The following is a 24,550-nucleotide window of genomic DNA, read 5'->3' as shown; positions in this document are numbered from 1 at the left end:
ACATCCCTCGACGGACAGCGGGCTCAGCCGCCAGGCAGCAGCGACACGGCCTTGGCCAGCGCCGGATCGCGCCCGGCCGCGACATCGGCCGCGCTCGGCGGCACGTAGTGGTCCGGCGCGACGCCGATCCGGTCGAGCACCTCGCGCGCGGGCCCGAGATGGTGCCGGGAGGGCAGCCCCATCCGGCTGTTGTTGCTCAGCAGCCACGGCTCGGCCGGGCCCGACACCGCGCCCGCCGTCCTGGTCCCGACGATCGGCCCGAGCCCCAGGTCCCTGACCGCGCCGCTGAAGTGCTCGCACGCCGATGCGCACTCGCGGCCGGTGAGCACGACCAGGGGCAGTCCGAGCAGCGCGACGCCGTCGTCGGTGCGCTGGGCCTCGCAGGCTCCGGCGGCGGTGCAGAAGTAGGCGGTCACCTTGCCGTGCGCGAAGGCGCCGAGCAACTGGTTCACCTCACGGGGGCTGCCGCCGGTGTTGGTCCGCAGGTCGAGCACGACCCCGGTGACCGGCTTGGTCGCACCGAGCTCGGTGATCGCCCTGAGCACCCGCGCCGCGGCCTGCGGCGCGAAGCCGTTCAGCCGGATGTGGGCGGCGCCCGAAGGCAGCCGGGTCGCGGTCATCGGCCCCTGGTCCTCGCCCAGTGTGAACAGGCCGGGCTTGAGCGTGACGCTCCAGCGGCGGTGCGTGCCCGGCCGGTGCAGGCGCAGGGTGACCGGCCGGGCCTCGGGGTACCTGGGATACAGCATCGTGACCAGGCCGGGCGTGACGACCCCGTCGACGAAGGGCGCGGAGCCGTTGACCGACTCGACGACGTCACCGGCCCGCAGCCCGGCCTTGCGCGCGGGCCCGCCCGCGACCGCCGTGACGTACAGGGGCGCCTTGGCGCTCGACGGATGGAAGAGCACCTGCGGCATCGAGGCGCTGAGCCTGAGGCCGATGCCGTACACCTCGTCGGGTTTGGACGCGGGCGGCCTGCTGCCCGCCGGGACCCAGCGGGCGTGGTTGTCGCGCAGGCTCGCCACCATGGCGGCGAGCGTGACCTCGCCGAGCCGGGCGGCCTGCGTGGCTCCGCCGGGCAGATCGGCGGTGATGCGCAGGTAGGCCGCCTCGAAGGCGTCCCAGTCGCGCTGCCGGTCCCCGGTGAACGCGGGCACGACCGCCTCGGGCCCGTCGTGCCCGGTGCGGTCGAGTTCGTCGGCCAGCGCGGCGAACCCCGCCAGCAGCAACGACCTGGCGTCGAGCGTGGCCCCGTTGACGTAGTTGGTCAGGATGCAGTGGTAGCCCTGCTCGACGACGTCGACCGTGACCGGCGTCTCGGCCGGGATCGGGCCACCCCCCGCGGGTCTGGCGCACGCGGGCGCACCCCCGGTGGTGGCAGCGGGCACAGGTCCCGCGCAGGCCAGCGCAAGACAGAGTACGGCGGGCCCGAGCAGAATCCGGGCAGCCGTCATCGCCGTGTGTCTCATGGGAGTCCTCCGTTGAGGGGGAACCGGTGCACCCCGGCCGGGATGCACCGTGAAATGACGAACGGTCGGGTCAGAACACGCGTCGGCGCAGTGTGGAGAAGGCCAGCCAGGTCAGGCCGAGGGTGAACAGGGCGTAGATCCCGCTCTCGACCGCCTGCAGGGGCCAGAAACGGCCGGCGGGCAGATAGTCGGCCTCCTGCCGGTATCCGAGCGAGGCGATCGCCGTCCAGCACGGCTGCATCGGATCGGTGACCTGCTCCTCGGTCACCTCCTGGCGCACGGGAGGTGAGCACGGCCCCGACGAGGTGCGCATCGGGATGTTGCCCTCCGTCCGGGTCACCGGGTCGCCCGCCGCGTCGACCAGACGGCTGGACAGCACCCAGCCGTGCGCGTCGCCCGGTACCTGCGCGCTCAGCACCACGGTCAGCGTGTCGCCGGGGCCGGGCCGTACCTCCTCGACGTTGGCCGGGCCGAGCGGCGCGCTCGCATGGGTGGCGGGCAGCAGGTGCGGGCGCAGGAGCAGCGGGAAGGCGACCTGCACGGCGACGAACACCAGCAGGGTGACGGCCATGGCGGCGAGCGTGCGGCGCACGAACATGCCGACGCACACGCCGAGCGCCAGCGCGAAGGCGGTGTAGACGACGGGCGTGAACCCTCGCGCGCCGAACAGCAGCGGCCCGAGCAGGGGGAAGGCGGCGCCGCTGTCGTCGAGCGTGGCCGACCACCAGGTCACGGCCAGGCTGCACAGCCCGGCCGTGAGCATGGCGGCCAGGCCGGTGACGGCGAGCTTGACCGCGAGCCAGCGGGTACGGGTGACGCTCTGGTTCCACACCAGCCGGTGCGTGCCGCTCTCCAGCTCCCTGGTGATGAGCGGCGCGCCCCAGAACAGGCCGAGCAGCACGGGCAGGGCGAGCATCACGGCGGTGACGGCGAGGTAGGGCAGCTGGTTGTCGTGGAAGAAGCGCTGCAGGAAGGTGTGACAGCCGCGCCCGGCGCAGGCGGCGATGCCGTCGGTGTAGTCCTGGAGCAGTCCGGGCCTGCTCAGCACCAGCACGAGGGCCGGCAGGGCCAGCACGGCCGAGGTCGCCGCCACCGAGGCGCGCAGCTGGCGCCAGGTCAGCCAGATCATCGGCGCGCCTCCAGGACGGGACGGGCCGCGGGCTCGGCGTCGCCGCTCATGTACGCGAGCACGAGATCCTCCAGGCCGACCGCGCTGACGCTCCAGGCCGGGTCGAGCACGGGCGCGCCGGTGCGCACGAGGTAGGTGCTCTGCCTGGCTGTGTGACTGGCTGAGACGACGTGCTGGTCGGCGGGCATCCGGCCGGGCTCGCGCCTGGGCCCGGTGAGCCTGACGTGCTCGGCCAGCAGGTCGTCGACCTCGCCCGCCAGTCGGACTCGGGAGTCGACGAGCACGACCAGGTAGTCGCAGGCGCGTTCCAGGTCGGAGATCAGGTGGGAGGAGAGCACGACGCTGAGCTCCTGCTCGGCCGCCGCCTCCATCAGGCTCTGCAGGAACTCGCGGCGGGCGAGCGGGTCGAGCGCCGCGACGGGCTCGTCGAGCAGCAGCAGCCTCGGCCGTTTGGCGATGCCGAGGGTGAGGGCGAGCTGGGCGCGCTGCCCGCCCGACAGCCTGCCCGCCTTGCGCGCCGGGTCGAGGCCGAGCCGCTCGACGCGCTCACGGGCAAGCGCGGCGTCCCAGCCCGGATTGAGCCTGGCGCCGAGCCGCAGGTGGTCGGCGACGCTCAGCCCGGCGTACACGGGGGTGTCCTGGGCGACATAGCCGACCTTGGCCAGTTGCTCGGCGGCGCCCGCCGGTGGGCCGCCGAGCACGGTGAGGTCGCCTTCGGTCGGTGCGAGCTGGCCGGCCGCGAGGCTCAGCAGGGTGGTCTTGCCCGCGCCGTTGGGACCGACCAGGCCCACGACGTGCCCGGCGGGGATGTCGACCGTGCAGTCCTTCAGCGCCCAGCGCCTGCCGTACCTCTTGCCCAGGCCCTGGGTCCGTAAGGCGGCGCTCATGCTATGTCCTGCTGGGCGGCGTTTCGAAAGGTGGTCATGAACAGCGCCTCGATGCTCTCGTCGTCGAGTCCCGCCGTGCGGGCCTTGGTCAGCCAGCGCTGCAGCTCGCGGCGCAGCGGCGCGTGCGCGGCGAGCGTGGCGTCGGTCAGCGTCGCGGTGACGAACGTCCCGATGCCGGGGCGTGCGGCCACGAGCCCTTCGTGTTCGAGCTCCCGGTAGGCCTTGAGCACGGTGTTGGGGTTGATCGCGAGGGCTGCCACCACGTCCTTGACGGTCGGCAGCCTGTCGCCCTCGTGCAGCAGCCCCAGCCGCATCGCCTGCCGTACCTGCCGGACGATCTGCAGGTACGGCGAGACGCCCGACCTGCCGTCCAGATGGAACTCGATCACTGGTTCCTCCATTTAACTAGGTACCTAGCACATTAGACCTTTGGGGAGATGTGGTCGACGTAAAAGCCGGAGGGCGGGAAGACCGTGTGGTCTTCCCGCCCTCCGGCGCGGCCGGGCCGCCTCAGCGTGCGGCGCCCCGCAGCGGCAGCGCCCAGACGTAGGCGAAGCCCGCGCCCGCGTCGTGGTCGAAGGTGTCGCCCGCCTCGTAGGTGGCCAGCGCGTCGTTGTAGCGCGAGTTCGGCGAGCGGCGCGACACCAGGGTGTGCGAGCCCTTGTACAGCTCCAGCGTCACCTCGCCGTTGACCTGCGGCTGCAGGGTCGAGACGAAGCCGTCAAGCGCCCGGCGCAGGTCGGAGAACCAGTAGCCGTAGTAGGCGAGCTCGGCGTAGCGGTGGGCCAGGCCCTGCTTGTGGTGCAGGGTCTCGCGGTCCAGCACGATCGCCTCCAGCTCCTCGTGCGCGGCCATCAGCACGGTCGCGGCCGGAGCCTCGTAGATGCCCCTGGTCTTGAAGCCGACGACCCTGCTCTCCACGATGTCCACCCGGCCGACGCCGTGCCTGGCGGCGATCGCGTTCAGCCGGGTCACCAGCGTGGGCAGGTCCAGCTTGTCGCCGTCGAGCGAGACCGGCACACCGCCCTCGAAGCCCACCGTGACCTGCTCGGCCTGGTCGGGGGCGTTCTTGGGGTCGGCGGTCAGCTGCCAGGCGTGGGCGGGTGGCGGCCTGCCGATGTCGTCGAGCTCGCCGCACTCGATGCTGGTGCCCCAGATGTTGGTGTCGATGCTGTACGGCTTGTCCTTGCTGACCGACAGTTCGATGCCGTGCTCGCGGGCGTAGGCGATCTCGGTCTCGCGGGTGGTCAGGTCCCAGTCGATGACCGGGGCGAGCACCCGCAGCCTCGGGTCGAGCGCGGTCGCGCTGGTGTAGAAGCGCACCTGGTCGTTGCCCTTGCCGGTCGCGCCGTGCGCCACCGCGTCGGCGCCCTCGGCGTGTGCGATCTCGACCATGCGCTGGGCGATCAGCGGGCGCGACAGCGGCGCGGCCAGCAGGTACTTGTTCTCGTAGCGCGCGTGCGCCTGCAGCGCGGGAAGGGCGAAGTCACGCAGGTACCTGTCGGTGAGCGGCTCGACGTACACCTTCGAGGCGCCCGTGCGCAGGGCGCGCTCCCTGACGGTCTCCAGCGACTCCAGCTGCCCGATGTCGGCGCAGAAGGCGATGATCTCGGCGTCGTAGCGCTGCTTGAGCCAGTGCAGGGCGACCGAGGTGTCCAGGCCGCCCGAGTAGGCAAGAACGATCTTCATGACAGGTCCCCCCTGAGTGCGGGCAGATCGGCGCGGACACGGGCAACGGCCTTGCCCGGCTCGGTCCCGGCCACGACGTCACGCGCGGCCTCGAACGCGGCCTCCCTGGCCCGGCGCAGGCGTTCGCGGGTGTCGTCGAGCCAGGTGGCATGGGCGTTCACGGCCGCCTGGAGTTCGCCCCGCACGGCCTTGACACTCTGCGGCGAGGTGCCGCCCGGACTGGTGTAGCCGGTCACCGCGTTCCGCGGCGCGAAGATCGTCGCCAGCACGGGTTCGGCGACCGGGTGACCGAGCTCGGCCAGGATCAGCGCACCGGCCCCGGTGTCGCGCAACGTCGAGCCGCGCTTGATGAGCGCCGAGACGAGCGAGCCGCTGACGTGGTGCGCCTCCCGGAAGGCCAGCCCGCGCTCGGCGACCAGGTAGTTGGCCAGCTCGGTCGCGGTGGAGAAGTTGTCCCAGCACAACGCCTCGCCCCGCGCGCTGTCGAAGCGCAGCCCGCGCGTCTGCCCGGCCACGATGCGCAGGGTGGACAGATAGGTGTCGATCGCCTGCCACAGATACGCCTTGTCCTCCTGCAGGTCGCAGCTGTAGCCGAGCGTCACGCCCTTGGCCATCGTGAGCAACTGCACCAGCGTCCCCACCGTACGGCCGGCCCGGCCTCTGGCCAGCTCGGCGACGACCGGGTTCTTCTTCTGCGGCATGATCGAGCTGCCGGTGCAGTAGGCGTCGGCCACCTCGACCAGGCTGTACTCGTGCCCGCTCCACATGACCACCTCCTCGGCCATGCGGGAGAGGTTGTTGCCGCCGATCGCGAACGCGGCGGCGCTCTCGATGAGGAAGTCACGCGCGCTGGTGGCGTCCAGCGCGTGGCCGAGCACGGCGCCGAAGCCGAGCAGCCTGGCCGTCAGCTCCCTGTCGAGTGCGAACGAGGTGCCCGCCAGCGCGCACGCGCCCAGCGGCGACTCGTCGGTGCGTTCGTAGGCGCCGCGCACCCGGCCCACGTCGCGCAGCAGCATGCTCGCGTGCGCGCTCTTCCAGAACGCGACCGAGATCGGCTGGGCGGCTTGGCTGTGGGTGTAGCCGGGCAGGATGGCGAGCAGGTCGTCGTCGGGGAAGTCCAGCAGCTCCTCGATCAGCTCCAGGTTCGCCTCGACCGCGTCCAGGTGGACCCCGCGCAGGTACATACGGGTGTCGGTGGAGACCTGGTCGTTGCGGGAGCGCGCGGTCTGCAGGTGGCCGCCGATCTCGCGGCCGAGCTCCTCGATGACCTGCTGCTCGATGTTGAAGTGCACGTCCTCGAGCTCGGGCCGCAGCCGCAGCCTGCCGTGCTCGTTCTGCTCCCACAACCGCAGCAGCGAGCCGAGCACCGGCCGGGCGACCTCGGCCGTGACGATGCCCTGCGTGCTCAGCATCAGCACATGGGCGATGTCCTGCCACAGGTCGGCGAACACCAGCCGCTCGTCGACGTCAACGGTGAGCGTGTAGTCGAGAACGTCCTGGGTGATGTCCTCGTCAAAGCGCCCGCCCCACAACTTGTCGGTCACAGCCCGATCCTTTGGTCGCGATATGCCGATTACGGTACGACGTCCTGACCAGCGTTATTAACTCTCGGGAGTCGGCTTGTCACTGCATTATGAATTCCCGGAGAATGGCACGCCGGCCGTTAACGACGATTAACCGGCCCGATGACGCCTGAATAGTGCACCAGCGGATCTGGCTCGGTCAATGGACTTGGGACACTTTCTTTGCGTGATCTTCCCTGGTCCTGTGCAGGTCACAGCGATGTGCGGGCGACGCGGGCGAAATTTCTACCGCAGTGCGGAGAGCTTTTCAAGACCCATGTTTTGGCCGTGCCACGAGAATAACGAAAGGGTCTCATGGTCTTGTTCGCCGATCGCGGGCCGTGCTCTGCTGTGCCTCTGAAATGAAGAACCGGTGAGTAAGTGTAATAAGTAGCCTGGGTGATTACGGCGACCTGGCAGGACCGTAACGCAGGCGGTCGGTGGCCGAATCGGCAGTGCTTTTCCGGAGCCCGGTAAATCGGCTCCGGCGACGATCAGGGAGGCTTTGTGGACACCATGCCCGGCGACGCGGGCGCGCTCTCACGACCGCTGTGCGCGGCGCTCGCCGAGTCGTTGCTGACCGGCGGCGAGCGGATCGCCGTACGGTCGGGCACGACGGAGCTGACCTATCGGCGCCTGCGCGAGCGCGCCCAGGAGGTGACCTCGCGCGTCGTGGCGGGCGCGAGGCCGGGCGCCGTCGTCGCCGTCATGCTGCCCAGGGGGGCTGACCTGGTCGAGGCGCTGGTCGGCGTGCTGATGTCGGGCGCCGCCTTCCTGCCCGTCGACCCGGACCTGCCCGCCGACCGCAGACGCCGCATGCTGGCCGCCGCCGACGTCTGCCTCACCGACGCCGACGGCGCCCGCTTCGCCGCCGACTGCGGCCGGGCCGTGCTTCCCACCGCTCCCGCTGTTCCCGGGCATGGTGGCGGCGCGGGAGCGGACAGGCTGCCGCAGGGTGAGCAGGTCGCCTACGTGCTGTTCACCTCCGGGAGCACCGGGACGCAGAAGGCCGTCGAGGTCTCGCACCGGGCGCTCGGCGCGCACGCGCACGCCGTCACGGCCGCCTACGCGCTGGGCCCGCAGGACAGGGTGCTGCAGTTCGCCACGATCAGCTTCGACGTGGCCCTTGAGGAGATCTTCCCCACCCTGCTCGCAGGCGGCACGCTCGTCCTCGCGCCCACCTCGGCGATCACCACCCAGCAGCTCACCGCCCTGCTGGCCCGCGAGCGCGTCACGGTGGCCAACCTGCCCACGCCGTACTGGGAGCAATGGGTACGCGACCTCGACCAGGGCGCCGACGCCGTGCCCCCGCACCTGCGCCTGCTCGTCGTCGGCAGCGACATGGGCAGGGCCGCGACGCTGGCCGCCTGGCGTGCGCACAGCCGGATCGAGACGCTCAACGCCTACGGCCTGACCGAGACGACCGTGACCTCGGCCCTGCACCGGCTGAGCGAGGCCGACGCCGCCGACCCCGGGGCCGCACTGGCCGTGGGCAGGGCGATCGCCGGCACCCATGTCGTCGTGCTCGGCGACGACCTGCAGCCGGTCGCCGAGGGCGAGCCGGGCGAGGTGTGCGTCGGCGGGCCGGGCGTGGCGCTCGGCTACCGGGGCGACCCCAGGCTGACGGCCGAACGTTTCGTGCCCGACGCGCGGGCGCGGCGGCCCGGCGCGCGGATGTACCGCACGGGTGACAGGGGCGTGCTCGACGCCTCCGGTGTGCTGCGGCTGCTCGGCAGGGCCGACGGACTGGTGAAGATCAGAGGCCAGCGGGTGCACCCGCAGGAGGTCGCCGCCCAGCTGTGCGCCCATCCCGAGGTGGTCGCCGCGCACGTGCGCGCCGAACGGGACGACGACGGCGACACCCGCCTTGTCGCCTATGTCGTGCCCGCCGACTCCCACGGCGTGCCCACGGCCGGGCGGCTGCGCGCGCACCTGGCGCGCTCGCTGCCGCCCGGCCATCTGCCCGCACGCTATGTCGTGCTCGACGCGCTGCCGCTGCTGCCGAGCGGCAAGGTCGACGCGGACGCGCTGCCCAAGTCACAGCTGTGGCGGCGCGACGACGACGTGCCCTTCCGCGCGCCCGTCACCGCGACCGAGATCGCGCTGACCGAGCTGTGGAGCAGCACACTGCGCGTCGGCCGCGTCGGCGTGGACGACTCCTTCTTCGACCTCGGCGGGCACTCGCTGGCCGCCGTGCAGATCACCAACCGCATCCGCACCCTGTGGTCGGCCGACGTCTCGGTCGCCGACCTCATGGCCCATCCGACCGTCGCCGGTCTGGCCGCGTTCGTCGAACGCGCGGGCACGCGGGCCGGGCATCCGCCGATGGAGCGCGGCGGCGACGACGAGCGCGTGCCGCTCACCGCACAGCAGCAGCAGGTGTGGTTCCTCGACCGGCTCTCGCCCGGCAACATCGCCTACCACGCCCAGACGACGATGCGCGTCGCCGGAGACCTCGACCTCGAAGCCCTGCGCCGGGCCGCCGCCGTGATCACCGCCAGGCAGGCCATCTTCCGCACCACCTTCCACGACGACGACGGCGTGCCGTACCAGCGGGTGCACGCCGAGGGGCCGATGCCGGTACGGCTGGTCGACCTGTCGGGGGAGCCGGAGGCCGGGCACCGGGCCAGGGTGGAGGAGCTGGTCCAGCAGGACATGACCACGCCGTTCGACCTCGGGCAGCTGCCGCTGGTGCGCTGGACGGTGGTACGTCTCGCGCCGGACGTGCACGAGATCATCCTGGTCGAGCACCACTTCGTGCACGACGGCTGGTCCTTCGGGCTGCTGATGCGCGAACTGCGTGCCGCCTACACCGCCGAGGTGAGCGGCGAGCCCGCCGATCTCGCGCCGGTCGCGTTCGACTACGCCGACTACGCGCGCTGGCAGCAGCGGGCGCTGGCCGCAGAGGGCATGCGCCGCCAGCGCGAGCACTGGGCGGCGACACTCGCAGGCAGCCCGCCCTCGGTGTCGCTGCCCGCGACCAAGGCCAGGTCCAGGCCGCAGAGCTTCGCCGGAGGCATGGTCAGGCTGGAGGTGGCGGCCCGGACGGTCGCCGCGCTGCGCGAGCTGGCCAGGACCCACCACACCACGCTGTTCGCCGCCATGCTGACCGCCTTCTACGCCACCTTGCGGCGCTACACGGGTCAGGACGACCTGGCCGTCGGCTCGGCGTTCGGCAACAGGCAGCTCGCCGAGACCGAGGACGTCATCGGCATGTTCGTCAACGCGGTCGTCCTGCGCTGCGACGCGGGCGGCGACCCCACGTTCGCCGAGCTGCTGCGGCGCGGCAGTGCGACCGTGCTGGCCGCCACCGCCAACCAGGAGCTGCCCTTCGTCGAGCTGGTCCGCGCGCTCAACCCCGACCGCGACCCGGCCGCCAACCCCTACTTCCAGGTCATGTTCAGCGCCAACGACGCCAGAATGCCGGACCTGGAGCTGCCCGGCTGCTCGGCCACCGTCTACGAGCGCGACAACGGCTCGGCGAAGGTCGACCTCAATGTCGTGGTCATCCCCAGGGCGGAGGCCGAGCCCGGCGCCGACGGGCGCTTCGACGGCCGGGTCACCCTGCTGTGGGAGTACAACAGCGACCTGTTCACCAGGGAGTTCATCGCCGAGGTGGCCGACTCCTACCTGCGCGTGCTGGCCGTCATGACCGCCGACCCCGGCGTCCGGATCGGCGCGGCCGACCTGCTCGGCCCCGAGCGGACGGCCACGCTGCGCGCACTCGGCTCGGGCCCCGCCGCGACGCCCGCCACGCCGTTCGCCGAGCTGTTCGCCGCCGCCGTCGCCCGCACGCCGGACGCTCCCGCCGTCCGCACCCGCGAGCACACCCTCACCTACGCCCAGCTCGACGCCGGGGCCAGGGCGGTGTCGCGGCTGCTGGCGGAGTCGGGGGCGGGCGGCGACGCCCCCGTCGGCGTCCTGCTCGGCCGTACCCCCACCGCGCTGACCGCACTGCTCGGCGTGCTGCTGTCGGGGCGCGGTTACCTGCCGCTCGACCCCGCGCACCCGCCGGGCCGCACCGCCTACATGCTCGAAGACTCGGGGGCGCGCCGCGTCCTGGTCGACGCAGGTACGGCCGGCCTGCTGCCGCCCGGCGACTGGCAGGCGCTCGACGTGGGCCGCCTGGAGCCCGCACCGGGCACGCCGACGCCGCCCGCGCACCCTTCGGCCACGGCCTGGGTCATGTACACCTCGGGCAGCACCGGCCTGCCGAAGGGCTGCCGCGTCACCCACGCCAACCTCGACTCCTTCCTGCGCTGGACGCTCGCCGAGACGCCCGAAGGCCTGCTGGAACGCACGCTGGCCGCCACCGCGCTCACCTTCGACGTCTCGGTGCACGAGATCCTGCCGACGCTCGCCGCCGGTGGCGCCGTCGTGCTCGTCGACGACCTGTTCGCCCTGCCGTACCTGCCGCAGGATCTGGTGCCGACGCAGGCGAACGTGGTCGGCAGCATGCTCGCCGAACTGCTGCGCAGGGGGGCCGTGCCGCCGGGCGTGCGGTCGGTGAACTTCGTCGGCGAGGCGGGCACCGAACCGCTCGTGCGCATGCTGCGCGAGGCGGGCGTGCCGATGGTGCGCAACCTGTACGGCCCGACCGAGACGACCGTGTTCGTCACCGGCGGCGAGGTGCGCGTCGAGCCGGGCAGGCCGTGGCCGCTGGGCGAACCGGGACCCGGCGTGCAGGTCCACGTCCTCGACGCGGAGGGGAACCTGCTGCCCAGAGGCGTCGAGGGCGAACTCGCCATCGGCGGCGACGCGGTCAGCGACGGCTATCCGGGCAGGGCACGGCTGACCGCCGAGCGTTTCGTGCCCGACCCGTTCGGCGGCGGGCACGGCGCCAGGCTCTACCTGACGGGCGACCGGGCCAGATGGGCGATGGACGGCGGCCTCGACTACCTCGGCAGACGCGACCAGCAGGTCAAGATCCGCGGCCTGCGCATCGAACTCGGCGAGATCGAACAGGTGCTCGGCACCCATCCGGGCGTCGCCGCCGCCTATGTCGTCGTCAGGGGAGAGGCCCCGGCCCAGACACTCGTCGCCTACGTGCGCCCGGCGGGCGACCGGCCGCCGCCCGCCAGGGAACTGGCCGCGCACGCCGCCCGCAGCCTGCCCTCCGGCCTGGTGCCCGCCGTGTACGTCGTGCTGGAGGAGATACCGCTCACCACCTCCGGCAAGATCGACCGATCCCGGCTGCCCGAACCGCCGATCGACGCCGCCGCGCACGCCGCCGACCAGGCGCAGGAGGCCTCGCCGCCGATCGAGCTGGAACGCACGATGAGCGACATCTGGGCCGAGGTGCTGAACCTGCCCGAGATCGACAGGCACGACAACCTGTTCCTGCTGGGCGGCCACTCGCTCGCGGTGCTGCGCATCAGGCACCTGGTCAGGGAGGCGACCGGCGTCGACCTCGCCGTCGCCGACTTCTTCGCCCATCCCACGGTCGCCGGGCTGAGCGGCCACCTGGCCCTGGCCCTGCTCGCCGCCGAGGTGCCGGCATGAGCGCCGCACGGGAAGGGAGCGCGCTCACCCCGGCCCAGCTCGGCCTCTGGTTCGGCGAGCAGTGGGAGCGCGAGGCCCAGCCGGAGGGCGGCGCCGCGCTCTACCACATCAACACCTCGCTGCGCATACGCGGGCCGCTGGACGCCGACGCCCTGCACCGGGCGCTGGCCGCCCTGCTGGAGCGGCACCCGGTGCTGCGCGGGCAGGTCGTCGCGGGGGAGCGGCCGGTGCTGCGCGACCGGGGGCCGGTCGTGCTCGCGATGCCGTTCGTCGACTTCTCGCACTCGCCGCACACCGCGCCCGACATGGCGAAGGCCAGGCTCGCGCACGAGGTGGCCAGGCCGTTCGACCTCGCGCGCGGACCGCTGCTGCGCAGCGTGCTGGTGCGACTCGCCGCCGACGAGCACGTGCTGGTCATGGTGGTGCACCACCTGGTGTGCGACGGGCTGTCGCTGCGGGTGCTGTATCGCGATCTCGGCCTGCTCTACCGCGCGTTCGTCTCGGGGGGCGCCGCCGATCTGCCGCCCGCCACCTCCTGGTTCGAGCGTGACGTCGTCGCGCCGGGCGAGCGGGAGCAGGCGCTGGCCTACTGGGAGGAGTCGCTGCGGGACGCGCCCGAGGCCATCGACCTGCCCGCCGACCGGCCGCGTCCCGACGGTGGCGGCAGCGCGGGAAGCGCACTGCGCCGCACGGTCGAGCCGCACGTGTGGCAGCAGGTGCTCACCGCGTGCGCCAGGTGGCGCGTCACGCCGTACATGGTGGTGCTGGCCGTGTACGCGGTGCTGCTGGCGCGGCTGACCGGGCAGCGTGACCTGGTGATCGGGTCGCCCTCGTCCGGGCGTGGCTCGATGGCCGACGCCGACACCGTCGGCATGTTCGTCACCACGATCCCGCTGCGTCTGCGCGTCGGGGCCGGCGACACCGTCCTCGACCTGCTCGACCAGGTCCGCACCCGTGGCCTTGAGGCGATGCGGCACGGCGGCGTCGGGTTCGAGGAGCTGGTCGACCGGCTGCGGGTGCCGCGCTCGACGGTGTACGCGCCGATCGTGCAGGTGCTGTGCGGGCTGGACCACCTCGACGTCAGCACGCCCGACCTCGGCCCCGGCGTGGACGTCGTGCGCATGGCCACGCCCTGTACGAACGCCAAGTTCGAGCTCGGCCTGGCGGTGGAGGTGACGGGCGGTTCGGTGATCGCCGACTGGGAGTACCGCACCGACCTGTTCGACGAGAGCACGGTCGCCGCCCTGGCCGAGGCCTACCTGGCCCTGCTGACCGCCTTCACCGCCGACGACGGCTCGGGGCGCGTGCGCGACCTGGACGCGGGCGGCCGGGCGGGCCTGCTGTACGGCCCGGCGGAGGGCGAAGGGCGGGTGCTGCCCACGCACGTGCCCGTGCCGCACCAGATCGCGCAGCAGGCCGCGCTGACCCCCGGGGCCGTCGCCGCCAGGACCTGCCAGGGCGTCGAGATCACCTACCGCGACCTGGACCGCAGGGCCAGAGGCCTGGCCGGCAGGGTCCGCGCCGCAGGGGCCGGGGCCGAGGACGGCGTGCTGCTCGCCCTGCCCAGGGGGATCGGCTGGGCGGTCGCGGTGCTCGGCTGCTGGTACGCGGGCGCCGCCGTCGTGCCGCTCGACCTGACCCTGCCCGACCAGCGGCTGCGGGCGATGACCGAGGCGGGAGGCGTGCGTTTCGGCCTGGCCGAGAACGCGGACGCGGCCAAGGACGTCGCCCAGCGGCTCGGCCTCGACATCGAGATCGCCTGGCTGGACCTGGAGGGCGTCGAGACCGACACACCGCTCGAAAAGCCGCTGGCCCTGCTCGGCTCGCTCGCCTACGTGCTGTTCACCTCGGGCTCGACCGGGCTGCCCAAACCGGTGGCGGTGGCACACGACGCGCTGGCCCACTACGCCAGCATCTTCGCCGAACGCATGGCGATCACGGCCGACGACATGTTCCTGCAGTTCTCCGCCCTGACCTTCGACGTGTGCTTCGAGGAGACGGTCCCGGTGTGGTGCCTGGGCGGCGGCGTCCTGCTGCTGGAGGACAACAAGATCGCCCCGGTGGACCTCGAACGCGTCATCGCCGAAGGCCGGGCCACACTCGCCGACTTCACCAGCTCCTACTGGGCCGAATGGGCCCGCGACCTCGAACGCAGGCCGCGCCCGCTGCCTCCCACCCTGCGCACGGTCGTCATCGGGGCCGAGGCCGGATACGTCGCCGACCTGAAGCGCTGGGCCGACCGCACCGGCGTGCCCGTGGTCAACGCCTACGGCCTGACCGAGACGCTGATCACCTCGATCACGCACACCGGCTCGGTCGCCGACGGCAGGCTCGGTCCCGTCCTGCCGATCGGCCTGCCGATGCGCGGCATGCGCGCCTACGTGCTCGACGCCCAGGCCTGGCCGGTCGCGCCCGGCCTCGCGGGCGAGCTGTTCGTCGGCGGCCCGGCCCTGGCCAGGGAGTACCTCGGCAGGCCCGCCGCCACCGCCGAGCGCTTCGTGCCCGACCCGTTCGACGAGCGGCCGGGCGCGCGGATGTACCGCACCGGCGACCGGGCCATGGTCGACGCCGACGGCGTGCTGCGTTTCGTCGGCCGCGTCGACGGCCAGATCAAGGTACGCGGGCACCGCGTCGAACTGCGCGAGGTCGAGGTGGCGATCGCCGCGCACCCCGACGTCGAGGAGGTCGTCGCACGCGCCGCCCGTACCGAAGGCTCGCACGAGGTCGTCGCCTATGTCGTCGCCAGGCCCGGCGCGAGCCTGGACACCGTGGCCCTGCGCCGCTTCCTCACCGAACGCGTGCCGAGCTACCAGGTGCCCGCCCATCTCGTCGAACTGCCCGAACTCCCGCGTACGGCAGGCGGCAAGCTCGTCCCCAGCGCCCTGCCCGCCCCCGCGCCGCACGCGCCCGAGCAGCGGCATGACGACGACGATGACGACGAGCACGCCGCCCTGCTGGCCATCGTCAGGCAGGTGCTCGACCGTCCCGGCCTCACCGCCGACGACAACTTCTTCGCCTCGGGCGGCAACTCGATCTCCAGCATCAGGGTGGTGTCGCTGGCCAGGGAGGCCGGGATGCCGTTCACCGCCAGGCAGGTGTTCGCCCACCAGAGCGTGCGCGCCCTCGTCCAGGCGCTCGGCGCCACCTGGCGCATGCCGCTGCCCGACGACGCCGAACCGGTCGCGCCCGCGCCCCGCCAGGCCGGGTACCGGCTGCCGCAGACCGCCCACCTCGGCATCGAGGGCGACAGCCGTACGGCGTTGCTGGCCGCCCTGATCGACGCCGAGCGGATCGAACCGGCGGGGCCGATGCAGCGCTGGGGGCTCAACCGGCTGCGCCACCGGCCGAGGCCAGGGATGTACCGGGTGCACGAGGCGTTCGACGTCAGCGGCACCGACGTGGACGTCGACCTGCTCGTCCTGGCCTGGAACACCCTGGTCGAGCACCACCCGGCGCTGCGCACCTCCCTGCACACCCACGACGGCGCCGATCTGCAGGCCGTGCACCGCAACGCCGCCTTCCGGGTGCGCCGCGAGAACCTCGCCGGTTTCGGCACCGCCGAGGCCATCCTCGCCGTCAACCGGCACCTGGAGGACCTGCGCAGCACCCCCACCGATCCGCTGCGGCGCTGCCAGGTGGAGCTCACCGTGTTCGACCTCGGGCCGGGCTCGGCGTATCTGGTGTGGGACTACTCCTATCTCAATCTGGACGGCTGGTCGTTCACGGCGCTGCTGCGCGATCTGTTCGACCTGCACGACGGCTTCCGCGAGGGGCGTGAGGTGGTGCTGCCGGTCCGGCCGGAGCCGGGCGAGCTCGCCCGCTGGTGGCACGGGCGCGACGACGTCGCCGCGCGGGCGTACTGGACGGGCAGGCTCGCGGGGGCCCCGCTCGGCCTGGTCTCGGCCGGCCTTGGACCGGGCGCGGGCGACGGCGGCCCGCCGCATGCCGACCAGCGCACCTGGCTGCCCGCCGAACGCACCGCCCTGCTCTACCGGCGTGCGGCCGAGGCCGGGCTGACCCTGCACACGCTCGTGCGGGGCGCCTACGCCATCGCCCTGGGGCACGCGCTCGGCTCGCCGGACGTGGTGTTCGGCACGGTCGTCTCCGGGCGCACCGACAGCCTGCCCGGCGCCGAGTACGTCGTGGGGTGCCTGAACAACCGCCTGCCCAGCCGTGTCGTCGTCCCCGGTTCGGGCTCGTGCCTGGACTGGCTGCGCGCCCTGCAACGCGAGCACGCCGAGGCGAGCGCGCACGAACACGTCTCGCCGCTGGACGTCCAGCGCTGGTGCGGCATCCCCGACACCGACCGGCTGTACGACTCCGAGATCGTCGTGGAGAACTTCCCCTTCGAGGCCGGGCTGCAGTCGCGCATCGCCGGGTGGAACCCGATCGCCAACGCCGCGCCGGGCGACGAGACGCTTCGCCTGGTCGTGTGGCCGGATCCGGCGCTGCTGCTGAAGGTCAGCTACTACCGCGACAGCGTCTGCGACGCGCGGGCGGTGGACCTGCTGCGCGAGGTGCGACGGGTGCTGGACGCGATGGCCGACGGGCTGGACGGGGGTGTGGAGGGGCTTTCGGCGGTGGACGCGTGACACGTGCGGACGAAGATCAAGTACTGGAAAGGGATTCCTCCATCATGGACAGCAAGGCCGTACCCGCCTCCGCCAGGCGAAGTCTGTGGCGGCACCGCGACTTCACCCTGCTGTGGGCGGCCCAGACGGCCAGCCAGATCGGCTCGCAGATCACCTTCTTCGCCATCCCGGTGATCGCGCTGACCGTGCTCAACGCCTCCACCACCCAGGTGGGCCTGCTCGCCGCGGCCGAGACGCTGCCGTTCCTGCTGGTCTCGCTGCCCGCCGGGGTGTGGGTCGACCGCTGGGACAGGCGCAAGACGCTGATCTTCACCGATGTCGGGCGCATGCTGGTGCTGGCCGTCCTGCCGGTGGCCTACGCGCTGGACGCGCTGAGCATCGGGCTGATGCTCGTCGTCGGCCTGCTCGTCGGCATCCAGACGGTCTTCTTCGACATCGCCGACCAGGCGTTCCTGCCCTCCGTCGTCGAGACCGAGGACATCCCGGCGGGCAACACCAGGCTGGAGGTGTCGCGCTCGATCGCCTACCTGGGCGGCCCCAGCCTGGGCGGTCTGCTCATCCACGTGGTGCTCGCCCCCTTCGTGCTGCTGTTCAACGTGGGCGGCTACCTGCTGTCGGCGATCCTCATCGGCGCGATCCGCACACGGCCGGCCGAGGTCGCCGCCGCCGCGCCCCGGCGCAGGATGGCGGCCGAGATCGGCGAAGGGCTGCGTTTCGTCTTCGGCAACCGCACGCTGCGGGCGATCGCCACCTGCACCGGCCTGATGAACCTCATCGGTCTCGGCGGCGCGCTGACCGCCCTGCTGACCGTGTTCGCCCTCAACGACCTCGATCTGACGCCCGGCGCACTCGGTCTCATCCTGACGCTGGGCAACGCCGGAGCCCTGCTCGGCGCGATGGTCAACGCCTGGGTGGTCAGGACGCTCGGCCTCGGTCCCACGCTGATCGCCGCCGCCCTGCTGGCCGTGCTGCCGATCCTGCTCATCGCGGCGGCGGGCACGGGGGCAGGGGCGCTGCTGATCTCGGTCGCGATCGGGCTGATGCTGGCCGGTATCTCGGTCTACAACATCAACCAGGTCAGCCTGCGCCAGGCGATCACCCCCACCCGGCTGCAGGGCCGGATGAACGCCTCCATGCGGTTCGCGGTGTGGGGGACGCTGCCGGTGGGTGCGGCGCTCGGCGGTGTGCTGGGCGACGCGATCGGCGTGCGGCCGATGTTGTGGGTGCTCGGGGGGCTGGCGGTCGCGGTGTGCCTGCCGCTGGTGCTCACCCGGGAGGTCAGGAGCCTGCGTACGGGGCCGGGTGCGGTGGGGTAGCGCGTTGCCCTTCGGTTTTGCGATGTTTCCACCGAGCTGAGAGAACAAAGGAAAGGAAAGAAGACGTGCGACTGGTCTTCATGGGCTATCAGACATGGGGTCATCGGGTCCTGGCGGCCCTGCTGGCATCCGAGCACGAAGTGCCGCTCGTCATCACCCACCCGTCGAGCGATCACGCGTACGAGACCATCTGGAACGACTCGGTGGCCGCCCTGGCCGAGGCGCACGGCATCCCGGTGCTGGAACGCCGCTATGCCAACGACGACGAGGTCGCCGAGCGGTTACGCGGCCTGGAGCCCGATCTCCTGGTCTCCTCCGACTGGCGGACCTGGCTGGCGCCCCACATCTACGGCCTGGCCAAGCACGGCGCGATCAATGTCCACGACGCGCTGCTGCCCAGGTACGGCGGGTTCGCGCCGCTCAACTGGGCGCTGATCAACGGCGAGAGCGAGGTCGGCGTCACCGTGCACTTCATGAACGAGAGCTTCGACCTGGGCGACATCGTGCTGCAGCGCCGGGTGCCGGTCGAGGACGACGACACGGTCACCGACCTGTTCCACAAGACGATCGGACTGTTCGCCCCGATGACGCTCGAATCCATCGACCTGATCGACTCCGGCCGCACGGACTGGACCAAGCAGGACCCGGCCGCCGCCACGTTCTTCCACAAACGCTCGGTCGAGGACAGCCGCATCCACTGGACCTGGGCGGCGAAGGACATCGCGAACCTGGTCCGCGCCCAGGTGGACCCCTACCCCAACACGTTCGCGTACTTCAACGGGGAACGCCTGCGCATCCTGGCCGCCTCGGTGTCGTCGCTGCGTCTGGGAGGCACGCCCGGCCGGGTGTTCCGCCCCGACGGCAAGGGCGTGGCCGTCGTGTGCGGTCCCGGCGCACGGGCGGGCACCGAGCACGGCCTGGTCGTCGAGCGGCTGCGCACCGACGACGGCCGCGAGTACGACGCCACCGACTTCTTCACCACGATGGGCGGGTATCTGACCAGCCACCCGTGACCCGGGCCCGCCGCTGAGGAGCGATCGACGAGCGATCCCAGGCCGGTCGTACGACCACCTGGGATCCTTTTTTCTTTTCCCGGCTTTATTATATGACGACTTATTAATATTGTCGATTATTTGAATTGCCCCTTCTTTTTGGATATCTTTCCCTCCTGCTTTTCCGGTGAGGAGATGATGTGAGAATGGGCGAGGAAAAAGCGTCCGGCGTGGGCCCGGCCGGCATCGAGGTCGCCTTCGAGCGCTTCGGCGACCCGCAGGACCCTCCGGTGCTCCTGATCATGGGAATCGCCGTGCAGATGCTCGGCTGGAGCGAGGAGTTCTGCGCGATGCTCGCCGGGCACGGCCTGCAGCCGATCAGGTACGACAACCGCGACGTCGGGCTGTCCTCGCACTTTCCCGGCGGGCCCGCGCCCGATCTGCCGGCGGCCTTGGCGGGCGACCTGTCCTCCGCCTCCTACACGCTGTCGGACATGGCCGCCGACGCCGTCGGCCTCATCGACGCGCTCGGCTTCGACGGCGCGCATCTGGTCGGCCTGTCGCTGGGCGGCGCGATCGCCCAGACGGCGGCGATCGAGCATCCGGCGAAGGTGCGCTCGCTGACCTCCATCATGTCCACGACCGGCGACCCCGCCGTCGGCCAGGCCGACGCCCGGGCGCTCGGCGCCCTGTCCGGCCCTCCTCCGCGTACCCGGCAGGAGGTGATCGACCAGATGGTCAGGGCCGTGCGCGTGCTCGGTTCGCCCGGCTATCCGCCGGACGAGGCGGCGGTCGCCGAGCGTGCCGCCCGTTCCTATGACCGGGCCTACGATCCCGAAGGGGTGGCTCGCCAGGCCGTGGCCTCGGTGGCGTCGGGCGACCGCACCGCCCGCCTTCGCACGCTGGAGGTTCCCGCGCTGGTCATCCATGGCGCCGACGACCTCATGTGCGACGTCTCGGGCGGCCGGGCCACCGCGGCGGCCGTTCCCGGCGCGGTCCTGCGGACCTTTCCCGGCATGGGCCACGACCTGCCGCGCCCGCTCTGGCCCGACCTCACCGCGCTGATCGCCGAACACGTCCACGCCGCGGCGCGGGACTGAACGTCCGTACGGCCCCCGCCCAGACGATCAGCGCGCAGGTCGCGAACCCGGCCCCGAGCAGGCTGGACCCCGCCCAGCCGTAGGCGGCGCCGACGGCCGTGGTCGAGGCCGCGCCGAGCGCCGAGCCGAGCGAGTAGAAGACCATGTTGCCCGCGATGACGCCGCTGGTGCGATCCGGGTACGCGGCGGTCAGCACGTGCTGACCGCTCACGTGCACGGCCTGTACGGCGAGGTCGAGCACGACGACACCGGCGACGAGCAGCCACAGCGACCAGGACAACTGGCCGATCGCCGCCCAGGAGGCGATGAGCAGGGCGAGCGCGACGGCGGTGACCGGGGTGGCGCGTCCGGCGTCCGCCCGGCGTCCGGCGCGTGCCGCCCCGAGCGCCCCGGCCAGCCCGGCGATGCCGAGCAGTCCGATCTGCCCCTCGCTCAACCGCCAGGGCGCACCGGCCAGCGGCAGCGCCACCCCACTCCACAAGGTCCCGAACGAGGCGAACAGCAGGAAGGTGACGAGCCCGCGCATCAGGAAGTCCCGCCGCCCGAACAGGCCGAGCATCGAGCCGACGGCCTCGCCGTACGCCATGGCCTGTCCGGGGCGCCGATCCCGAGGCAGGGCGGCGAGGACAAGGAGTGCGAGGCCGAGCGAAAGCGCCGCGAGCACGACATACACGCTGCGCCAGCCCCACGCCTCGGCCAGTGCGCCCGTGACGACGCGAGCGCCCAGGATGCCGACCACGACACCCGAGGTCACGACGCCGATGGCGCGCCCGCGCTGTCCGGGCGGCGACAGCGCCGCCGCGTACGCCACGCTGGTCTGCACCACGACCGCGAACACCCCGGCCACCGCGAGCCCGGCGAACGCCACCCATGCGACGGGCGCCGCCGCCGTGCTGACCATGCCCGCCGCGACGATCGCCAGGTGCCCGGCGATGAGCCTTCGCCGGTCGAGCACGTCGCCGAGCGGCACCAGCAGGACCAGCCCGGCCAGATAGCCGAACTGGCCGGTCGCGACGATCCAGCCGGTCAGGTCCCGCGGCAGGCCGAGCTCACCTCCCATCGGCTCCAGCATCGGCTGGGCGGCGTAGACGCTCGCCACCGCGACCGCGCACACCACCGCGAGCAGTGCCCGTCGCCACCTGTCCATGAGGTCGACTCCAATCAGTAGCACATTGCAACCAATTGGACGGTAGGGCAGAATGGTTTCAATCCGCAACTCATTGGAGGTCGTCATGGGGGCACCCGACACCGGCTGGACCGACGCCGACTGTCCCGTCGCGCGTACCCTCGACCTGGTCGGCGACCGGTGGAGCCTGCTGCTCGTCCGCGACGCCATGGACGGGGCGCGCTCGTTCACCGAGTTCCAGCGGCGCACCGGCATCGCCCGCAACATCCTCACCGACCGCCTGCGCAGGCTCCTCGCCCACGACCTGCTGGCCCAGCGCACCGCGCCGTCGGGCCGCCGCCAGGAGTACGTGCTCACCGCCGCCGGGCGCGACCTCTTCCCGGTCATCCTCACGCTGCGCCAATGGGGCGAACGCCACGCCTTCGCCCCCGGCGAGCCGCACTCCACCCTGGTGGACCTGCACGGCGCCCCCGTGCCCGAGATCGTGCCGGCCGCCGAGGACGGCAGCCCGCTCGACGCCGACACCACGCGGGTACGGAAGGTGCGATAGGGAGGCTTGGTCGGCGTTCGGGCGGCGTATGGTCGATCGACCAGGTCAGGCCTTGTCGCGAATGGGCGGGCGGACCGACTGTGACGGAGCACGCATCGCGTCCACCTCCATCACACCGGAGCAACCATGTCGATACGGAAACTGTCCCTTCTCGGCGTCTGCGCCCTGATGACGCTGACCGGCGTCACGGCCGTCGCGTCGCCCGCCAGCGCCGCCGGTTCGGCGGCCTGCATCAACAACCCCAGCCCCGCGAACTGCGACGGCCTGGACGCCGCCATCCCCGACAGTCAGCCCAACGGGGGCGCCGGCTGCCTGCGCGACGCCCGCCAGGTCGGGCGCAGCGCCGGGTATCCCTTCACGCCGATGTCGTGGCCCGGCGGCAGGCTCGAACTGTGGTGGTCGGACCGCTGCCAGAGCAACTGGGCGCGCCTGGTGTCCACCGGCGGCACCGGCCGCGCGCTGGTGGCCATCCAGCGCAGGGGCAGCCAGGTCGCGGGATTCGAGCAGGACGAGGGCTGGCTGTACGGCGCGGGCGAGGCCTGGGTCAGCCCCATGCTGTACTCGCCCGGACCGGCGCGTGCCGGTGTCTTCTGGGCGACCAGCTACGAATGGGGCCAGGACTACTGAGGCTTCGCCTTCGGTGAGGTGCAGGCGATCATCGCGATGTCCGTCTGCGCCTCGCCGATCAGCACGGCGCCACGGGCGCTCAGGCAGTCGTCGGCCGCGGTGAGCACGCCCGACCAGTGGTGATCCCGGACGAACGCCTCCTCCACCCGGCTGGCCACGCCGTCCGCCGGCCGGAACACCTCCAGTCTGATCCGGATGTCCTGCGCCGGATGGTTGATCAGCATGCCCATGGGGTTGAGCCGGACCCAGCCGACCCCGCAGGCGTCGGAGTAGCGCAACTCCAGGTCGGCCAGCAGCTTGCTCCCGAGCCAGACCTGCTGGGCGGCCAGCGTGCGCACCTGCTCGCCCGCGCATCCCGCCCGTGCCGGGTCGGCGCCGTCCACCGGGGACTGTACGGCGTCGGCGGACAGGCCCAGCACACGGGTGGCGGCGGCCCAGGTCATGGGCGGCGGGCCCTGCGGGGCACGCAGCCAGACGAAGCCCGCGACGGCGACGACGACCAGCCCCAGGGCCACACCTGCGGCGATCAGCCGGGTACGTGCCTTACGTGGTGGGGGGCCGGCGGTGGTCGCGACGGTTGGCGAGATCGGCTCCTGTGTCGCGGAACCCGCTGGTTCCTGTGCTGCTATTTCCGAAAATGCGGCTTTCTCGCTCGCGGCTTTCTCGCTCAGGGCTCTGTCGCGTTGGGCCTTTTCGCGTAACGCCTTCTCGCGTAACGCCTGGAGTTCGCCTTCGGGCAGGCCGTACAGGCGTTCGTAGGCGGCCAGGGTGTCGGCGGGTGGCAGGCGTCTGGCCTGCTCGTAGTCGGCCACACTGCTGTGCGAGCTCAGGTGCAGGGCGCGGGCCTGGGAACGCTGGGAGCCGCCGCGCTCGATACGCAGGCGACGCAGCTCGGCGCCCAGCTCGGTGGCGGCTTCGAGGGGTGTGCCGTCGACCGCTGCCGGGTAGTTGCCCGTATCCACATGCACCCCTCGTCTCCGCCGGTAAGGCCGAGTCTCCGCCGGTAAGGCCGAGCAAAGAGTAGTCGTCAAGATCCCTTAGCGGAAGCTCGATACGGGATGAGAACGGCAAGCTGTCCCTATGGGCCGGCCGGAGGGTCGGCCAGGGCGGCGTAGGCGTCCTCCAGGGTCGGATGGCAGGGCAGCATGCCCTCCAGCCCGGTGATCTGCAGAACGCGGGCGCAGATGCCGGTGGCCCCGGCCAGCACCAGGACGACCCCGTGCCCGAGCGCCCGCCGCCAGGCCTGGATCAGCGTGGCCACACCGAAGGAGTCGCAGAACCTCAGCCGGGACAGGTCGAGCACGATACGGGGTTGCCGCAGCCGCCCGTCGTCGTGCTGGAAGAACTCCTGCTCCAGCACCTGGTCCAGGACGTGGAGCAGATGGGAGGCGGTGGCCAGGTCCAGCTCGCCGGACAGGCCGACCACCGTGGCCGCCGTCGGCTGGCGCACCGTGATGCGCAGGTCGGCACTGCCTGAGCCCAGTGTGAAGATGGTGTTCACAAGACGACCTTTCATCCTTGGAGGCCGTGTGGTGTCCTGCCCGGGGAGTGGCGACACCATCCTACATACTTGTGATCGTTCGGTCGCGGTGAGTGAAGTCCGGGAAGTGCTGGAACTCCAGGCGTGGCGGTCCGGCGTCGTCGCTACGGCGTGCCCGGCTCCAGGTGAACTGTGGTGGGGGCGCCCGGCGTACGGCCGGTCGGCGGGTACTCGCAGTCGAGCTGGCTGACATCGGCGTCACGACTGCTGTTCCAGCCCGTGCCTTCTTGGGCGGTGTAGACGAAGGTGCAGGCCCGCCCGTGGCTGTCGGTGACGGTGGTGACATAGATCTCGTCGTCGTGAGCACATCCGGCGAGCGTGAGGACGAGCACGACCAGAATGCTCCCAATCCATCGCATACCGGGAGCGTAACTCGCCAGGCATGCAATCACCTTTTATCGCCATAAACCGGCATGAGTTCGACGGATGGCGCCAGCCCCGCTATGACGAACGTCACAAGCGCCAAACGCCG

At 71.9% G+C, this 24,550-nt stretch carries 17 protein-coding genes; 7 read left to right on the top strand and 10 right to left on the bottom strand.

Annotation, left to right across the window (positions count from 1 at the left end):
• Positions 1-23: 23 nt before the first annotated feature.
• The 6 genes from ACTWNK_RS24480 to argH all read right to left on the bottom strand — a co-directional run bounded on the left by ACTWNK_RS24480 (position 24) and on the right by argH (position 6,715).
• Positions 24-1,466, bottom strand: a complete 1,443-nt coding sequence (locus tag ACTWNK_RS24480; protein ID WP_474306828.1) for a S41 family peptidase — start codon at positions 1,464-1,466, stop codon at positions 24-26.
• A 70-nt stretch (positions 1,467-1,536) separates the two neighbouring features.
• Positions 1,537-2,595 carry an ABC transporter permease gene (locus tag ACTWNK_RS24475; RefSeq protein ID WP_474306827.1) on the bottom strand — a complete coding sequence of 353 codons (1,059 nt, stop codon included), beginning with the start codon at positions 2,593-2,595 and terminating at the stop codon, positions 1,537-1,539.
• Complete coding sequence (locus ACTWNK_RS24470) at positions 2,592-3,482, bottom strand: ABC transporter ATP-binding protein (protein WP_474306826.1); 891 nt, start codon at positions 3,480-3,482, stop codon at positions 2,592-2,594. Before ACTWNK_RS24470 ends, ACTWNK_RS24475 begins: the two co-directional genes overlap by 4 nt.
• On the bottom strand, positions 3,479-3,871 hold the full coding sequence (locus ACTWNK_RS24465; RefSeq protein ID WP_474306825.1) for a GntR family transcriptional regulator: 393 nt from the start codon (positions 3,869-3,871) through the stop codon (positions 3,479-3,481). Before ACTWNK_RS24465 ends, ACTWNK_RS24470 begins: the two co-directional genes overlap by 4 nt.
• Positions 3,872-3,992: 121 nt before the next feature.
• Positions 3,993-5,171: an argininosuccinate synthase gene (locus ACTWNK_RS24460; RefSeq protein WP_474306824.1), complete on the bottom strand. Its 1,179-nt coding sequence runs from the start codon at positions 5,169-5,171 to the stop codon at positions 3,993-3,995.
• On the bottom strand, positions 5,168-6,715 hold the full coding sequence (gene argH / locus ACTWNK_RS24455) for an argininosuccinate lyase (protein WP_474306823.1): 1,548 nt from the start codon (positions 6,713-6,715) through the stop codon (positions 5,168-5,170). Before argH ends, ACTWNK_RS24460 begins: the two co-directional genes overlap by 4 nt.
• Before the next feature lie 534 nt (positions 6,716-7,249).
• Here argH and ACTWNK_RS24450 point away from each other — a divergent pair.
• The 5 genes from ACTWNK_RS24450 (at position 7,250) to ACTWNK_RS24430 (ending at position 20,235) form a co-directional block, all read left to right on the top strand.
• Positions 7,250-12,235, top strand: a complete 4,986-nt coding sequence (locus ACTWNK_RS24450) for an amino acid adenylation domain-containing protein (protein WP_474310971.1) — start codon at positions 7,250-7,252, stop codon at positions 12,233-12,235.
• Positions 12,232-16,827 (top strand): non-ribosomal peptide synthetase, encoded by a 4,596-nt coding sequence (locus tag ACTWNK_RS24445; protein WP_474306822.1) that lies wholly within the window; start codon positions 12,232-12,234, stop codon positions 16,825-16,827. The genes ACTWNK_RS24450 and ACTWNK_RS24445 overlap by 4 nt, the downstream gene beginning before the upstream one ends.
• A 44-nt stretch (positions 16,828-16,871) precedes the next feature.
• Entirely contained in the window at positions 16,872-18,143 is a 1,272-nt protein-coding gene (locus ACTWNK_RS24440) for an MFS transporter (protein ID WP_474306820.1), read from the top strand.
• 65 nt (positions 18,144-18,208) lie between these two features.
• Positions 18,209-19,156: a methionyl-tRNA formyltransferase gene (locus ACTWNK_RS24435; protein WP_474306819.1), complete on the top strand. Its 948-nt coding sequence runs from the start codon at positions 18,209-18,211 to the stop codon at positions 19,154-19,156.
• Positions 19,157-19,341: 185 nt separating this feature from the next.
• Positions 19,342-20,235 carry an alpha/beta fold hydrolase gene (locus ACTWNK_RS24430; protein WP_474306818.1) on the top strand — a complete coding sequence of 298 codons (894 nt, stop codon included), beginning with the start codon at positions 19,342-19,344 and terminating at the stop codon, positions 20,233-20,235.
• Here the strand turns inward: ACTWNK_RS24430 and ACTWNK_RS24425 are convergent.
• Positions 20,189-21,382 carry an MFS transporter gene (locus ACTWNK_RS24425; RefSeq protein WP_474306817.1) on the bottom strand — a complete coding sequence of 398 codons (1,194 nt, stop codon included), beginning with the start codon at positions 21,380-21,382 and terminating at the stop codon, positions 20,189-20,191. The two genes, ACTWNK_RS24430 and ACTWNK_RS24425, sit on opposite strands and share 47 nt — an antisense overlap.
• A gap of 85 nt (positions 21,383-21,467) precedes the next feature.
• Here ACTWNK_RS24425 and ACTWNK_RS24420 point away from each other — a divergent pair, with 85 nt between their 5' ends.
• Both ACTWNK_RS24420 and ACTWNK_RS24415 read left to right on the top strand, forming a co-directional pair.
• Positions 21,468-21,911, top strand: a complete 444-nt coding sequence (locus ACTWNK_RS24420; RefSeq protein ID WP_474306816.1) for a winged helix-turn-helix transcriptional regulator — start codon at positions 21,468-21,470, stop codon at positions 21,909-21,911.
• A gap of 126 nt (positions 21,912-22,037) precedes the next feature.
• A complete protein-coding gene (locus ACTWNK_RS24415; RefSeq protein WP_474306815.1) occupies positions 22,038-22,538 on the top strand; it encodes a hypothetical protein in 501 nt (166 codons plus the stop codon).
• Here ACTWNK_RS24415 and ACTWNK_RS24410 read toward each other — a convergent pair.
• The 3 genes from ACTWNK_RS24410 to ACTWNK_RS24400 form a co-directional block, all read right to left on the bottom strand.
• Complete coding sequence (locus tag ACTWNK_RS24410) at positions 22,532-23,500, bottom strand: helix-turn-helix domain-containing protein (RefSeq protein WP_474306814.1); 969 nt, start codon at positions 23,498-23,500, stop codon at positions 22,532-22,534. The two genes, ACTWNK_RS24415 and ACTWNK_RS24410, sit on opposite strands and share 7 nt — an antisense overlap.
• A 116-nt stretch (positions 23,501-23,616) precedes the next feature.
• Complete coding sequence (locus ACTWNK_RS24405) at positions 23,617-24,039, bottom strand: STAS domain-containing protein (RefSeq protein WP_474306813.1); 423 nt, start codon at positions 24,037-24,039, stop codon at positions 23,617-23,619.
• Between the two features lie 143 nt (positions 24,040-24,182).
• The gene (locus ACTWNK_RS24400; RefSeq protein ID WP_474306812.1) at positions 24,183-24,437 is read right to left on the bottom strand and encodes a hypothetical protein; all 255 of its coding nucleotides are present in this window, start codon (positions 24,435-24,437) and stop codon (positions 24,183-24,185) included.
• Positions 24,438-24,550: the final 113 nt, after the last annotated feature.

The organism is Nonomuraea sp. IBHARD001 (assembly GCF_056106265.1).
The sequence above is the reverse complement of the archived record's forward strand: the minus strand, read 5'-3'. Positions and strand labels throughout refer to the sequence as shown.